9 protein-coding genes and 1 pseudogene are annotated in these 13,718 nt (G+C 71.3%); all 10 read right to left on the reverse strand.

From position 1 onward, the window contains the following. Positions 1 to 68: 68 nt before the first annotated feature. Positions 69 to 1,157 carry a hypothetical protein gene (locus tag AMK25_RS07105; RefSeq protein ID WP_073827331.1) on the reverse strand — a complete coding sequence of 363 codons (1,089 nt, stop codon included), beginning with the start codon at positions 1,155 to 1,157 and terminating at the stop codon, positions 69 to 71. A 46-nt stretch (positions 1,158 to 1,203) separates the two neighbouring features. After that, positions 1,204 to 2,352: an SPFH domain-containing protein gene (locus AMK25_RS07110; protein WP_241826272.1), complete on the reverse strand. Its 1,149-nt coding sequence runs from the start codon at positions 2,350 to 2,352 to the stop codon at positions 1,204 to 1,206. Positions 2,353 to 2,568: 216 nt separating this feature from the next. Continuing rightward, positions 2,569 to 3,552: pseudogene (locus AMK25_RS07115) on the reverse strand (glycosyltransferase family 2 protein); the annotation flags it as partial. Positions 3,553 to 3,613: 61 nt separating this feature from the next. Further along, positions 3,614 to 5,398 (reverse strand): hypothetical protein, encoded by a 1,785-nt coding sequence (locus tag AMK25_RS07120; RefSeq protein WP_073827333.1) that lies wholly within the window; start codon positions 5,396 to 5,398, stop codon positions 3,614 to 3,616. A gap of 88 nt (positions 5,399 to 5,486) precedes the next feature. Next, positions 5,487 to 6,077 carry a DinB family protein gene (locus AMK25_RS07125; RefSeq protein WP_073827334.1) on the reverse strand — a complete coding sequence of 197 codons (591 nt, stop codon included), beginning with the start codon at positions 6,075 to 6,077 and terminating at the stop codon, positions 5,487 to 5,489. 43 nt (positions 6,078 to 6,120) lie between these two features. Then, complete coding sequence (locus tag AMK25_RS07130; protein WP_073827335.1) at positions 6,121 to 6,540, reverse strand: PPOX class F420-dependent oxidoreductase; 420 nt, start codon at positions 6,538 to 6,540, stop codon at positions 6,121 to 6,123. 107 nt (positions 6,541 to 6,647) lie between these two features. After that, positions 6,648 to 7,772 carry an RICIN domain-containing protein gene (locus AMK25_RS07135; RefSeq protein ID WP_073827336.1) on the reverse strand — a complete coding sequence of 375 codons (1,125 nt, stop codon included), beginning with the start codon at positions 7,770 to 7,772 and terminating at the stop codon, positions 6,648 to 6,650. Positions 7,773 to 7,783: 11 nt separating this feature from the next. Then, positions 7,784 to 9,523, reverse strand: coding sequence for a family 43 glycosylhydrolase (locus AMK25_RS07140; protein WP_083664682.1), 1,740 nt, complete (start codon positions 9,521 to 9,523; stop codon positions 7,784 to 7,786). Positions 9,524 to 9,648: 125 nt separating this feature from the next. Further along, positions 9,649 to 12,078, reverse strand: a complete 2,430-nt coding sequence (locus tag AMK25_RS07145) for a ricin-type beta-trefoil lectin domain protein (protein WP_073827338.1) — start codon at positions 12,076 to 12,078, stop codon at positions 9,649 to 9,651. Positions 12,079 to 12,362: 284 nt separating this feature from the next. Then, positions 12,363 to 13,694 carry a cellulose binding domain-containing protein gene (locus AMK25_RS07150; protein WP_073827339.1) on the reverse strand — a complete coding sequence of 444 codons (1,332 nt, stop codon included), beginning with the start codon at positions 13,692 to 13,694 and terminating at the stop codon, positions 12,363 to 12,365. Between the last annotated feature and the right edge of the window lie 24 nt (positions 13,695 to 13,718).

The raw sequence follows: 13,718 nt of genomic DNA on the forward strand, positions 1-13,718 counted from the left end.
CGCGCGATGCGCACGGGCCACCGGTAACGGATACCGGTGGCCCGTGGGCGTTCGACGGGGCAGCGACGCTAACGGCTCGTCATGAACGCCACCACTATGGCGACGAGCACCAGCGCGGCGAACACCGCCGCCGCGATCTTCGCGGCGCTGTACGGCCGCTCACCGATGACCTCACCGGTGCGCGCGTTCACCAGAACCTGGTACGAGCGGCCGGCGTGCAGGTACGCGGCGATCCACACCGGCAGCAGGATCAGCTTGTACGACACGTCGGAGTACGTGGTGTCCACTGCGGACACCCGTTGCTCGTCACCGCCGATGTCCGACCGGCAGTCCCCCTCGATGACCGGCGCCATCCGCGCCTTCGCCTCGGTCAGGCCCGCCTCGGGCTCGGTGTCGTACCGCAGGGCCTGGTATCCGGCCAGGTAGTCGCCGTGGTACGCGGCCGCCTCGGTCAGCGGCCACGGCGCCAGCTTGTCCAGCTGCTCGGTGGGCAGGTGGGTGGTGGCGGGCACCAGCACGTCGTCGAAGTCCCGGCTGACGGTGCCGGCGGCCGGGTGCCACCGGGTGTGCCGCACCTGCCGGGTCCGCGTCTCCTGCTTGCCGTCGACTGTGACCGTGTACGTCTCGGTGACGTAGTAGTACTCGCCCCGCTGACCCTGGTAGTCCGACACGGTCCGCGCGTCGAACGTCCAGTGCGGCAGGTAGGTGCCCTTCAGCGTCTCCGCCTCGCTGATCTTCTTCAGGCTCCCCGGCGCGAACCACCGGCTGCGGCACCACTCGCCGAGCGCCGTCCGTACGCCGTTGCGGTCCACAGCGAACGGCAGCACCGCCTCCGGCGCGATCAGCTCGCCCGCCGCGGCGTCGGCCACCAGCGGCGTGGCGCAGAACTGGCAGCGCTGCGCCAGCACGTCGCTCTCCGTCCGGGCGCCGCAGCCCGGGCAGACGAACGTGTGCGCCCCGACGCTCGCCACCGGCTTGCGGGGCAGCGACGCCAGATCCGCGTACGCGTGCTCGCGCACCTCGCGGCCCGCGCCGGCGATCTCCTGCCGGTGCCCGCAGTACGGGCAACTGAGCGTCGTCGTGCCCGGCGCGAACTCCACCCGGGCCCCGCAACCCCCGCACCGGTACGAGGGCGGGGAGACAGTCGTGTCGCTCATGCCGGCACCTGCCCGCTGCGGGGACGACTCACCCGCTGACGCGCGCTCACTGCGGCGGCAGCGGCGGCGGGACGCTGGCGAGCACCGACGCCAGTTCCGGCACCTGTCCGGCGGGCTGCCACTGCGCCATCCCGGCACGCCAGACCAGCGTTTCCGGGCCGAGCGCGCCCGCGCCCGCCTGCTCGGCCAGCCCACCGAGGTCGTACGGGCCCTGCCGCTGGCCACCGACGCCGACGTACCACTGGGCCTGGCCCGGCAGCGGCGGCGGCTCGGCGGCGCCCGGCTGCGCGGTCGCCGGCTGCGCGGCGGCTGGCTGTGCGGGGGCCGGCGCCGGCTGCGTGACCCCGCCGCCGCCCATGGTGCGGGCCATCTGCTGGCCCATCGCCATGCCCAGGCCCAGGCCGATGCCCGCGCCCGCCTCGCCGCCCGGGTTGTTCGCCGCGGCCTCCATCGCGTTGGCGGCCTGGAAGCGGGTGTACCGGTCCAGGTCGCCGACCGCTCCCATGCTGGTCCGCTTGTCCAGCGCCTGCTCGACCTCCGGCGGCACCGACACGTTCTCGATGACGAACTTGGGAATCGCGATACCGACCTCGGCCAGTTCCTCGGTCAGCACGGCGGCCAGCCGCCGGCCGATCGCGTCCTGGTGCGCGGCGAGGTCCAGCAGCGGCACCCCGGCCGTGGCGAGCGCGCCGCCGAGCCGGCCCACGATCAGCTGCCGCAGGTACTCCTGCACCTCCTCGGTGCGGAACTGCGGGTCGGTGCCGACCAGCTCGCGCAGCAGCTGCGCCGGGTCGACCACCCGCGCGGCGAAGGCGCCGAACGCCCGTACCCGGACCACGCCGAACTCGGCGTCGCGCAGGATCACCGGGTTCTGGGTGCCCCACTTCATGTCGGTGAACTGCCGGGTGTTGACGAAGTACACCTCGGCCTTGAACGGCGAGTTGAAGCCGTACTTCCAGCCCTTGAGGGTGGACAGGATCGGCAGGTTGCGGGTCTCCAGCGTGTACGTTCCCGGCGGGAAGACGTCGGCGATCTTCCCCTCGTTGACGAACACCGCCGTCTGGGACTCCCGGACGACCAGCTTGGCGCCCATCTTGATCTCGTTCTGATACCGGGGGAACCGCCAGACGATCGTGTCCCGGCTGTCGTCCAGCCACTCGACGATGTCGATGAGTTCGCCCCGGAGCTTGTCCATCAGCCCCATCGCAACCCTTTCCTCGGCGCCGGTCTCCGGCGTCGCGGGCGACGATAGCAACCCCCCGCCACCTGCGAAAAGAGAACGATTGTGCGCTGATCGGCGCTCACCGATCGCCGTCGTTCAGCCGGCGTCGCCGCTCATCGATTCCCCGCCCGCGGGCCGCCGGGAGGCATCTCGGGACGGATCCTCCCAAGCCGGCGCCGCGCGTGGACCCCGGTCGGTGGACCACGCCGCGCGCTGGTTCGGCAGCCGGGGCGGGCCGCCGGTCTCCGGGACCGGACGCTCGGTCTCCTGCACCAGATAGTGCGGCCGGCGTTTGGTCTCGTAGTAGATCCGGCCGATGTACTCGCCGATCACGCCCAGGATCATCATCTGGATGCCGCCGAGGCCGATCACGCTGACGATGATGGTGGTGTAACCGGGCACGTCGATGCCCTTCTCCACGGCGTCGGCGACCACCCACGCCATGTAGCCCACAGCGATGAGCGTGAGGAACAGCCCGCCGTAGATCGCCAGGCGCAGCGGCCGGTTGTTGAACGACAGCAGCCCGTCGAACGCGTAGTTGAACAGCTTGCCGAACGTCCACCGGCTCCGCCCCGCCTGCCGGCTCTCGTTGCGGTGCGCCACCACCACCGTGCGGAAGCCGATCCACGAGAACAGGCCCTTGGAGAAGCGGTTGTACTCGGGCATCGCCAGGATCGCGTTCACCGCCAGCCGGGACAGCAGGCGGAAGTCACCCGCGCCGTCCAGCAGGCGGACGTCTATCCACCAGTTGACAAGGCGGTAGAACGAGCGTGAGGCGACCATCCGGATGAACCGGTCGCCGCGCCGGTCGCGGCGGGCGATCACCTGGTCGAAGCCCTGGCGGTAGAGCGCGACCATCTCGGGCAGCAGGCGCGGCGGGTGCTGCAGGTCGGCGTCCATGATGACGACCGCGTCGCCGGTGGCCCGGTGCAGCCCGGCGAGCATGGCCGCCTCCTTGCCGAAGTTGCGGCTCAGCGACGTGTAGCAGACCGTCGGGTCGGCGGCGGCGAGCCGGCGCAGCGCCGCGAGCGTGCCGTCCTCGCTGCCGTCGTCGACGTACACCACCTCGACGTCCACGTCGGGAAGCTCGGCGAGCGCGGTGCTGAGCATCTCGTGCAGCCGCTCCACCGACTCTTCCTCGTTGAAGCAGGGCACCACCACCGACAGCCGTATCGCCGTCGCCCCACCCGGCCCGGGGCCCGGGCGGGTGGCTCCGGCGCCGGCGCCGGCGGCGTCAGAGCCGGTAGACGAGCGTGCCATCGAGTTCCTCCCGGGTGATGCCCAGTCCGTCGACGGGCCGGTTCTCGATGCCCTCCCACGGCGTGCCCGCCGCGCGGCTCGGCACCGCGACGACCGACCGCACGCCGATCCCGCGCAGGTACGCCACGCTGCCCGAGTCGGGGAACGTCGCCACGGCGACCCGGGTCTGCGCCTGGGTGACCGGCTCGAAACCGCCGAGCCCGTTGGTGATCCGGGGGAACCCGTCGGTGGACCAGAGCATGTAGTTGAGGTCGCCGATCCCGCCGGCGGGCAGCACCAGCATCGGTTCCGGCGCGGTCCGCATCGCCGCCGGGGGCGTCGGCACGACCGGGTGCGGCGTGCGGTTGACGCCCTCCAGCGTCACCAGCGCGAGCGGCACCAGCAGGACCAGCGGCGCCACGGCCCGCGACCAGCGATGGGCCGAGGGGCGGTGCCACGACTCGGCGAGCGCCGTGACCAGTCCGGCGGCCAGCACCGCCAGCAGCAGGCTGGTCCAGTGCATCATCCGGCCCGGCGTGCGCAGCGCGTCCCAGCCGGGCAGGAGCGTGGACAGCGTCAGATAGCCGGGGTCGCCGTCCCCGCCGAGGGTGGCGCCCAGACCGAGCAGCACGGTGCCGAGCACGCCGAGCCCCAGCGCGACCCGGTGCCGCACCGGGAACGACGAGACGAACAGCCCCGCCGCGGCCAGCCCGATCAGCGTCATCCCGGGCAGCAGCGCCATCTCCGGCGGCCAGGTCAGCTGTTCCCGGGCGGCGGCGTGCCGTTCCCCCCACAGCCACGAGTCGCCGGGCGCGGTGATGAACCCGATCAGGGGAGGGGAGAACATCTTGGTCCAGTCCAGCGAGCGGACGGCCTGCGGGTTGAGGTCGACGACGCGCAGGTAGACCAGGCCGAGCAGCAGCGTCACGCCGCCGAACACCGCGCCACCGGCCAGGTCCGCGATCAGCAGCCGGCGGCCGAACGGCGGACGCTCCCGCTTGCGCCACCAGGACCAGCCGTAGAAGCCGGCCGCCACCAGCACGGCGGCCAGCAGGAAGTAGACGAGCGGCAGCCCGATGCCGAAGCCGAGCGTTACCTGCCAGGCGGCGACGAGCCACCCGGCCACCGCCCAGCCCGGACGGCGGCGCTCCGGCCGGTAGCCGTGGCGCAGCGACCAGCCGTGACCCCGGGCCAGCATCGCCAGGGCCAGCGCGATCCCGCCGCTGGACAGGATGTTCAGGTGGCCGGAGTGCGCCAGCCGCCAGGGCGCGTACGCCCACGCGATCCCGGCGACCGCGCCGCCCCAGCGGTTCGCGCCGAGCTGCCGGGCCAGCGCGTACGCCCCGAGGAACGCCAGCGCGTGCAGCAGCACGTAGAGCACGTTGTAGCGGATCACGGCGGCCTCGAAGCCGGAGCCGACCATCCCGAACGGCGCGTAGCCGAGCAGGGTGTCGCTGTAGGCGTAGGTGTAGCGCTCCGGGAAGAACGTGTTCGAGTGCCAGAGGTTGGCCGGGTCGTTGAGCAGGGCGTGCCCCGACCAGGCGACCTGCCACGCCTGCAACGTCGGGTCGCCCAGGTCGCCGGGGATGGTGGTCGCCGGGTGCCGCATCGTCGGCCAGGTCAGCACCACCGCCAGCAGCAGGCCGCCCACTATCGCCAGCGTCCACTCCGGGTTCGGCCGGCGCCATCGGCGCGTGCGCTCCGACGGCACGTCGTCGGGAGGCTGGGCGGAGCTGGCGTCGTCAGCGGTCGGCGGAGCGGCGGCGGACCGGATGTTCATGGGATAGATGCTTCACGATGCTGCTGGTCCTGTCGATCCACTGTCCGAAATGTGGTTGAAACTTCCGGCCGCATTACCGGAAAACCGCCTACGCGAACCGGTCGGCGAGAGTCGACAGCCGGTCGACGTACGCCGGCCAGTCGTGGCCCTCGGGGACGTTCCGGTTCTCCCGCCCCAGCCCGATCGCGGCGTCGTGCTGCTCGCGCAGGATGTCGGCGTGCCCGGCGTGCCGGGCCAGGTCGACGCAGACGTGCACGATGACCTGGTGCAGCGTCACGTCCTGCCGGCCGGGCTGCCACCACGGCACCCGCCCCGGCGCGTCCAGCGGCAGCGTGTCGATCGTCTGGTCCGCGAACGCCGCGACGCGGCGGTACAGGTCGATCAGCCCGTCCTTGGTCTCGTCCTCGCGGGCGTACCAGTCGGCCTGCGGGTCCGCGTCGAACGTCTCGGCGGCGACCAGCTCCGCCGGTGTGGGGAACTCGCGGCCGAACGTGGGCCCGAAGTAGCCGGCCTCGACGTTCAGGGAGTGCTTGAGCAACCCCAGCAGGTTGTTGCCGGTCGCGGTGCGGGGAAGCCGGGCCTCGCGTTCGCTCAGCCCGTCGAGCTTCCAGATCAGGTTCTCCCGGATCGCGCGCAGGTAGTGGTGCAGCGCTGCCTTGGGGTCGTACGGCTCACTCATGCCCGACACTCTTCCGCATGGGTCGGACATCGTGGGGGCACCGTCAGCCGGTCTGGTTGTTGTCCTTGTGCGCGCCCCACCCGTGCCAGCGCTCGATCTCGATCCACGCGCTGACCCGCTTGCGGTCCCGCCGGGGGTACGGCCGTCCGGTGTAGTGCTGCGAGATCCGGTCGATGTCCGCCATCTCCTCGTCGTCGCGCAGCTCGACCACCCGCCCGATCAGGCTGACGTGGGTGTACCAGCCCTGCTCGTCCAGCACGGTCAGGGTTACCCGGGGGTCGTGGCGCAGGTGCGCCAGCCGGCGGCGGCCCTCGTCCATGTTCACCAGGACGCGGCCGTCCTCCCACAGGTACCAGGTGGCGGCGGACACCGGCTGACCGTCGTCGCGCAGCGTGGCGATGACGGCCGGGTTCGGCTTGCGCAGCATGGCGACGGCGGGCTCGGGCAGCGGCGGCTTCGACATGGTTCGCACTCTACGTACCCGCCGGGCCCGTCGCTGGTCATGCGGCGGTTACCGGCCCGGCGGGCTCCCCGGCGGTGTGGTTCGCCGGGGAGCCCGTCGCGTGCCGGTCAGGCGCGCGCGCTCCATTGCTGGTTGGTGCCGCCGTGGCAGTCCCAGAGGTTGATCCTCGTCCCGTTGGCGGTGCCGTAGCCCGCCGCGTCCAGGCAGCGCCCGGACTGGACGCCGCTGATCGTGCCGTTGGCGTTGAGGTTCCACTGCTGGTTGGGCTGGCCGTTGCAGTCCCAGATGATCACGCTGGTGCCGTTCGCGGTGCCCCGTCCGCTGGCGTCGAGGCACTTGTTGCCGAGCACCTGCAACTCCTTGGCCGAGGTGTAGGTCCAGCGCTGCATCGTGCCGCCCCAGCAGTCGTACAACTGCACCGCGGTGCCGTTGGTGGTGCTGCCGTTCGGCACGTCCAGGCACCGGCCCGAGCCGGCGCCGACGAGCTGCACGTTCTGGTACGTGCCGCCGCCGCTGCCGGGGGTGCCGATGCTCCCGGACACCGACTGCAACGCGCGGTACCAGACCGCCGCCATCTTGTCGTAGCCGGTGGCGGTCGGGTGGATGCCGTCGATCAGGTCGGCGGTGGTCAGCGCCGAGTACTGGTCGACCAGGTGGACGCGCTTGCCGGCGTTCACCTTCGACTGCACGATGCCGGGCAGCGCGGCGTTGAACGTGCGTACCGCCGCCGCCTGGCCGGAGTTGGCGAGCGGGATGATCTGCGCGACGAACACGTCCGCGTTCGGCGCGGTGTTGGTGATGCGGTCGATGAGCGAGGAGAGCCGGTTCGGCGCGGTCGAGACGTTGTAGTTCTGCAGGATGTCGTTGGTGCCGATGTGCAGCAGCACGGTGCGCGGCTGGTAGGCGTTCAGCCAGCCGGTGATGTTGGCGTCGATCTGGTCGATGCGCCAGCCGGGGTGGCCCTCGTGGTCGTGGTCGCCGAGGTTGCCCGGCCCGTTGAACTGGGAGCCGACCAGGTCGACCCGGTAGCCGCCGCCGGCCAGCCGCTGCCACAGGCCGATCCGGTAGCCGCCCGGCACCTGGGTGCCCTCGGTGATGGAGTCACCGAGCGGCATCACCCGGGTGCCGCCGTTGGACTCGGCGGCCGCCGGTCCGGTCGCCGTCAGCACACCGGCGGCCAGCACGGCGAGCGCGGCGCCCGCGGTGAGCCATCTCCGCACAGTGGTACGCATGACTGCTCCTCTCACGGGGTGGTGCAGGTCAGGGACGGGGTGGTGGGCGAGCCGTTGGCGATGAAGCCGAACGTGGTGGAGCCGGACGCGGGCACCGAGCCGTTGTAGGCGGCGTTGCTGACGGTCGCGGTGGAGCCGCTGGTGCTCAGCGTGCCGCTCCAGACCTGGTTGATGCTCTGGCCACCGGCCAGGTTCCACCGCACCGACCAGCCGTTGAGCGCCGCGGCGCCGGCCGTGACGGTCACCTCGGCCTGGAAGCCGCCCGACCAGGAGTTCGTGGTGCGGTAGGTGGCGGTGCAGGCGTCACCGCTCGGCGGCGGCGTGGTGGGCGGCTGAGTGGTCGGCGGGGGATCGATCGGCGGCGGCGTGGTGGTCGGCGGGTCGGTGGGCGGCGGCGTGCTCCCGGCGGGGGTGAACCGCCAGTGGTCGATGTTGAACAGCGAGCCGCTGCCGCCGGTGAACCGCAGGTAGAGGTCGTGGGTGCCGGTGGCGCCGCTGACCGCGCAGGTCGTGTCGGCCCAGGTCTGCCAGCCGCCGGTACCGGGCACCCGGCAGGTGCCCACCACCGGGCCGCTGGTCCCGTCCAGCCGCAGCTCGATGGTGCCGCCGCTGCCCGCGGAGGCCACCCGGGCGGTGTACGAGGTCGCGCCGGACCCGAAGGCGACACCCTTGATCTTGAGGTAGTCGCCGTTGTCGATGAAGCCGACGTTCATCCCGCCGCCGCTGGCCGGCTCGGTCTCCACGCCGGACGCCCAGGCGCTCGTCTCGGCCTCCTGCCGGATGTACGGGTTGAGCGTGCCGATCTGCGGTGCGCCGGTGGTGGTCATGTTGATCGTCGGGATCGAGCCGTCGGCGCCGTAGGAGAACTTCTCCACCGCCACCGATCTGGTGAAACCGCCGCCGCCGGGCAGCGCGCCGTTGTGGTAGAAGAAGTACGAGCCGCCCTTGTAGTCGGTGATCCCGGGGTGGTTGGTGAAGCTGCTGCCCTGGGTGGGCATGACGGTGCCGCGGTACGTCCACGGCCCCAGCGGCCCGGGCGCGGTCGAGTAGGCGATGAACTCCGAGCAGCACTTGGCCGCGAAGACCATGTAGTAGAGGCCGTTGCGCTTGTACACCCACGGACCCTCCTCGTAGAGGGTCGGCCGGTTCGCGTCACCGGTCCGCGCCCCGAAGCCCGCCGCGGTCAGCGGGATCTGGGTCGGGCTGCCCGAGTACGAGATCATGTCCGCGTTGAGCTTGACGTACCACAGGCGAGGGTTGCCCCAGTACAGGTACGCCTGGCCGTCGTCGTCGATGAACACGGTGGGGTCGATCTCGCCGTTGCTCACCAGCGGGCGCCCGATGGCGTCCCGGAACGGCCCGGTTGGGCTGTCCGCCACCGCCACCCCGATGCCCATCTGGCCGGTCGCCCGCACGACCATCGGCACGTACCAGTAGAACTTTCCGTTGCGGTGGACCGCCTGGCCGGCCCACGCGTCCTGCTTGGCCCAGCTGAACGTGGCGAGGCTGAGCGGCGAGCCGTGGTCGGTCCAGTTCACCATGTCGTCGGACGAGTAGACCCGCCACTCCTTCATGGTGAACCAGGTCGAGTTGTCCTCGTCGTGGCCGGTGTACAGGTAGACCCGGTTGTTGTACACGAGCGGGGCCGGGTCGGCCGTGTAGATGGTCTGCACTATCGGGTTGTCCGCCCGGGCGGCGGTCGGGTTCAGCCCGCCGGCGATGGCCGGGGCCAGCCCGAGCAGGGCGAGCATGGTCACCGCCAGTGCGAGCCATCGTCTGGTCCGGCGGTCGGTTCTCCATAGCGTTGACGTCACAGGTCTTCTCCCGGGGTAGGCCGCGCCGCGGCGGATGGGTGTGGTCGGCGAGGGTCGGGCCGTCACGCCCGGCTCCACTTCTGGCTGTTCGCGCCGGTGCAGGCGGACAGGACGACGGAGGTGCCGTTGCCGGTCCCGCCGCCGTTCGGGCTCAGGCACAGTCCGGACTGGACGCCGGTGATCGTGCCGTCGGTGTTGACGTTCCACTGCTGGTTGGTGCCGCCGTTGCAGTCCCAGATGATCACCCGGGTGCCGGACGAGGTGCCCTGCCCCTCGGCGTCGAGGCACTTGCTCCCGTACACCTGGAGTTGCCGGCCCGACGTCGCCGTCCACTGCTGGTTGGTCCCGCCGTTGCACTCCCACAACGTCACCTGGGTGCCGTTGGTCTGGGACTGGTTCGGCACGTCGAGGCACCGGCTGGAGTTGGGGTTGAGCCATGCGCCGCTCGTACCGCCGGGGTTGCCGCCCGGGCCGGCGACCACCGACAGGTTGTCGAACTGCGCGGTCTCGCCCTGGCTGGTGCCGAAGCCGACCTGGCCGGTGCCGAACGTGGAGTCGGTGGCCGTGCCGACCGTCGTGCCGTCGATGGTGGCGGTGATGGTGGTGCCGGAGAAGCCGAGCGCGAGGCTGTGCCAGCGGTTGGTGCCCAGGGCCGCGACGTTCCCGCTGCGCAGCGTGGTGAGCTGCCCGGCGGTGTTGTTGCGCAGGATGGACCACGCGCCGGAGTCGGTGACCCGCAGGAAGTAGGCGTTGTAGCGGCCGATGGGGTCCAGGTTGGTGCTGCCGACGCGGCCCTGGATCTGGGCGTAGCCGGACTGTTCGAGCAGGACGTCGGCGGAGACCGTGTAGTTGCCCCAGCTCAGGTTCCCGCCGTAGGTCGCCGGGTCGGCGAGGGTCTTCCAGGTGATGGGCGCCTGCGCGGACATCTGGCGCAGGCACATGCCGGACCGGCCGCCGCCGCAGCCGACGATCTCGAACGCGCCCTGCATGTCCTGGAGGTACTTCGGGAACCGCCCGCTGGCGTAGCTGTCGAAGTCGTCGCGGTACGGCAGGCCCAGCGTGCCCTGGGCGGGGCTGGTGGCGGTGCCCTTGCCCTGCCCGGTCGTGGTGGTGACGGTGTAGAGGTGACCGGGCTGGGCGGTGAACGAGAACGACCCGCCCGACGGGGTGACGTCCGCGGTGCGGACGAAGAAGTCGTTCGGGTTGGTCGAGTTCAGGTTCGTGGCCCAGATGTGCGCCTGGCCGGTGGACAGCCCGCCGGTGATGTTCATGGTGACCTGCTGGGCCGCGGTGGCGTCCATGGTCTCGACGACGGTGCTGTAGTCGCCGGTGGTGGGCGAGCGCAGCGACACGTAGCTGCCGTTGTTCCGATTGCCGCCCAGGTAGCCCGAGGCCGAGTCGAGGTAGCGCCAGCCGGGCGCGGTGAACTGGGTGGTGTGCGCCAGCGCCCAGGTGTTCTTGCCGACCGAGTACCAGCCGGACCAGGGCTGGTTGGCCAGGATCAGCCCGACAGTGGACCAGGGCAGGTTCGGCGTGATGGCGGCGATCAGGTCCCAGTTGAGGTAGGCGACCATCCGGCCGTCGATGTAGCCGCGGTTGATGCCGCGGGCCAGCGGCTTGGCGCCGTCGTTGTAGTCCTGGGAGCCGCCCTCGCTGTTCCACAGCGTCTTGCCTGTGGAGGTGGCTGTCGACGACACGGTGCAGGTGGTCTGCGCGCTGAGGTAGCCGCACGGGTAGTGGCCGCTGAGCACGTCGATGCTGTTGCGCAGCGTGGCGTTGCTGGCGACGGCGTTGGCCGGGCCCCAGCTACCGGGGTAGTCGTCCCCGTAGATGATCTTCACGCCGCTGTAGCCGTTGGCGTTCAGCGCCTGGCGCAGGCTGATGGTCCAGTTCGCGTCCGTCCGCTTCTCGTTCTGGGCGGCGGTGATGTAGTCCATGGTCAGGTTGTGCTGCCGCGCGCAGCCCAGCCAGTCCACGAAGTAGTTGATCATGTCCTGGGACATGAAGTTGCCGTTGCCGATCCATCCGGGAGCGCCCCACGGCAGGGCCGCCAGCTTGATGGCGGGGTTGCGGGCCTTGGCCTGCTCCATGATCCACCACTGGTAGCCGCGGTTGCAGTTGAGATCGCCGCGGACGTGCTCGTGGCTCGGCTCGGACCCGCTGGTGGAGTTGGTGTCGCCGCCCATCTCGACCTTGAGGATCTGCAGCGCGGCGCCGTATCCGGGCTTGAACAGATAGTCCAGGATCTGCCCGCGCTGCGGCTCCGGGTAGTCGATCAGTAGCCGGCTGTTGCCGCCGCCACCGCTCACCGCGCCCACCCCGTCGAACGTCTGGCCGCCGGAGGCGCCGTTGACGGTGATCGTGGTGGCGGCCTGTGCGGGGCTCGCGGTGAGTGTCAGGCCGCCGCCGGTGGCGGCCAGGGCGAGAACCAGGGCGGGAACAGCGAGACGGGACGGCCCGGATCGGACGGGCCGGGGACGGGGGATCACCATGACGGCTCCTCGGGTACGCGCGGGCACCCGACCGTCCGGACGGTGCCTCACGAGTTGTGGGTGGCCGTCGGTGTCAACGCTAACAGCGGTGGCGCAACGGCCCCGAGGTGGTGGTGGTGGTGGCTGCCGGAGTCGTGGATGTTAGCGCAAACATCGACCAGTGTTAATTAGAGCACATCCCGCCGTCCGGCGGGACATCGGCTGTTCCGGCTGGTGCCGGGCCGGGGCGGCGACATGCCACCCCGGCCCGGCTCCCCGTGCGGGGATCCGCGGGTCCGGCGGGGTCAGGGACTGGTGCAGCTGACACCGCTGGGCGCGGCGGCCCCGTTTCCGGTGGCGGTGAACCCGAACGTCGTCGAGCCGTTCGCGCCGACCGTGCCGTTGTAGTCGGCGTTGCGGACCGACACCGAGCCGGAGGTGCCGGTGTTGACGCCGTTCCAGAGGCTGCTGATCGCCTGGCCGGAGGCCAGGGTCAGGCGTACGGTCCAGCCGTTGAGCGTGGTGGCGCCGTTGTTGGCCACCGTGACCTCGGCCTGGTAGCCGCCCGGCCAGGTGTTCACGGTCCGGTAGGTCGCGGTGCACGCGCCCGGCTCACCCGGCGGCGGCGTCGTGACCGGCGGAGTCGTGGGCGGCGCGGTGGTGACCGGCGGCGTGGTCGGCGGCACGGTGGTCGGCGGCACGGTGGTCGGCGGCGCCGTGGTCGGCGGCGTGGTGGACGCGAACTGGCTGAAGAACCGCCAGATCTCCCCCGAGGTCCAGGTCCGGGAGTCGTTCGGGCTGGACGACCCGTCGACCGGGCTGGGGGTGTGGTCGCCGTCGAACGCGGCCCACTGCACCGGGTAGCCCTCGCGGCAGCCGGAGTACGTGGTGGTGATGTGGGTGAGGCTGCCCCGGCTCGGCTCGCGCGGGCTCTGCGCTGTGCAACCGTTGTTGCGGACGAACGTGTCGCGCAGCGACCGGCCCATGGAGATGTTCAGGACGCTGTCGTAGATGCCGTGGATGCCGAAGTAGGCCACCGGCTGGGTGCCGCCGTTGCAGCCGCTGAGGTTGGCGCCGGAGATGACGGTGACCGCGCGGACGATGTTGGGCCGGGCGCAGGCCACCGCGTAGCTCATCGCCCCGCCGTAGCTCCAGCCGAGCGCGAACCGCTGGGACGTGTCCACGCAGAGGTCGTTCTCGATCTGCCGGGAGATGTCGTCGAACAGCGTCAGGTCCCGGCCGTTGGTGTTGGCCCAGCCGTTGTCGATGCCCTGCGGCGCGACGAAGATCGTGCTGTTGTTCGACAGCGGCAGCAGACCGTAGTAGCCGGCCGAGGCGACGTTGTTGGCCGAGCCGTTCAGCCAGTGGAACCCGAAGATCAGCCGGTACTGGCGGTTGCGGTCGTACCCGTCCGGGATGCGCAGGATGTAGCTGCGGTTCTGGCCGCCGCTGGAGATGGTGCGCGTCCCGCTGGACAGCGTCGGCGCCTTGCCGCAGCCGGCGGTCGCCGCGAGCGTGCCGTTTGTCGACGCCTGCGCCGTCTCGCCGAGGTCGGCGCTGAGCGCGCCGCCGGCCGCCGCCGCGAGGAGCACGGCCGCGGCGGCGATGGATGAGAGAAGGGATGTTCGTTTCGCCATTGCTGGACTCCTTGCCCTGGGTGG

Origin of the sequence: Micromonospora sp. TSRI0369, from assembly GCF_001905625.1 — a bacterium.
In the GTDB taxonomy this organism is placed as follows: Bacteria; Actinomycetota; Actinomycetes; order Mycobacteriales; family Micromonosporaceae; genus Micromonospora; species Micromonospora echinospora_A.

Bases quoted from the DNA above. Each gene is read 5' to 3' on its own strand.
- AMK25_RS07130 (WP_073827335.1), bottom strand. From the start codon at position 6,540: ATGTCGAAGCCGCCGCTGCCCGAGCCCGCCGTCGCCATGCTGCGCAAG.
- AMK25_RS07125 (WP_073827334.1), bottom strand. From the start codon at position 6,077: ATGAGTGAGCCGTACGACCCCAAGGCAGCGCTGCACCACTACCTGCGC.
- AMK25_RS07150 (WP_073827339.1), bottom strand. From the start codon at position 13,694: ATGGCGAAACGAACATCCCTTCTCTCATCCATCGCCGCCGCGGCCGTG.
- AMK25_RS07135 (WP_073827336.1), bottom strand. From the start codon at position 7,772: ATGCGTACCACTGTGCGGAGATGGCTCACCGCGGGCGCCGCGCTCGCC.
- AMK25_RS07145 (WP_073827338.1), bottom strand. From the start codon at position 12,078: ATGGTGATCCCCCGTCCCCGGCCCGTCCGATCCGGGCCGTCCCGTCTC.
- AMK25_RS07105 (WP_073827331.1), bottom strand. From the start codon at position 1,157: ATGAGCGACACGACTGTCTCCCCGCCCTCGTACCGGTGCGGGGGTTGC.
- AMK25_RS07110 (WP_241826272.1), bottom strand. From the start codon at position 2,352: ATGGACAAGCTCCGGGGCGAACTCATCGACATCGTCGAGTGGCTGGAC.
- AMK25_RS07120 (WP_073827333.1), bottom strand. From the start codon at position 5,398: ATGAACATCCGGTCCGCCGCCGCTCCGCCGACCGCTGACGACGCCAGC.
- AMK25_RS07140 (WP_083664682.1), bottom strand. From the start codon at position 9,523: ATGCTCGCCCTGCTCGGGCTGGCCCCGGCCATCGCCGGCGGGCTGAAC.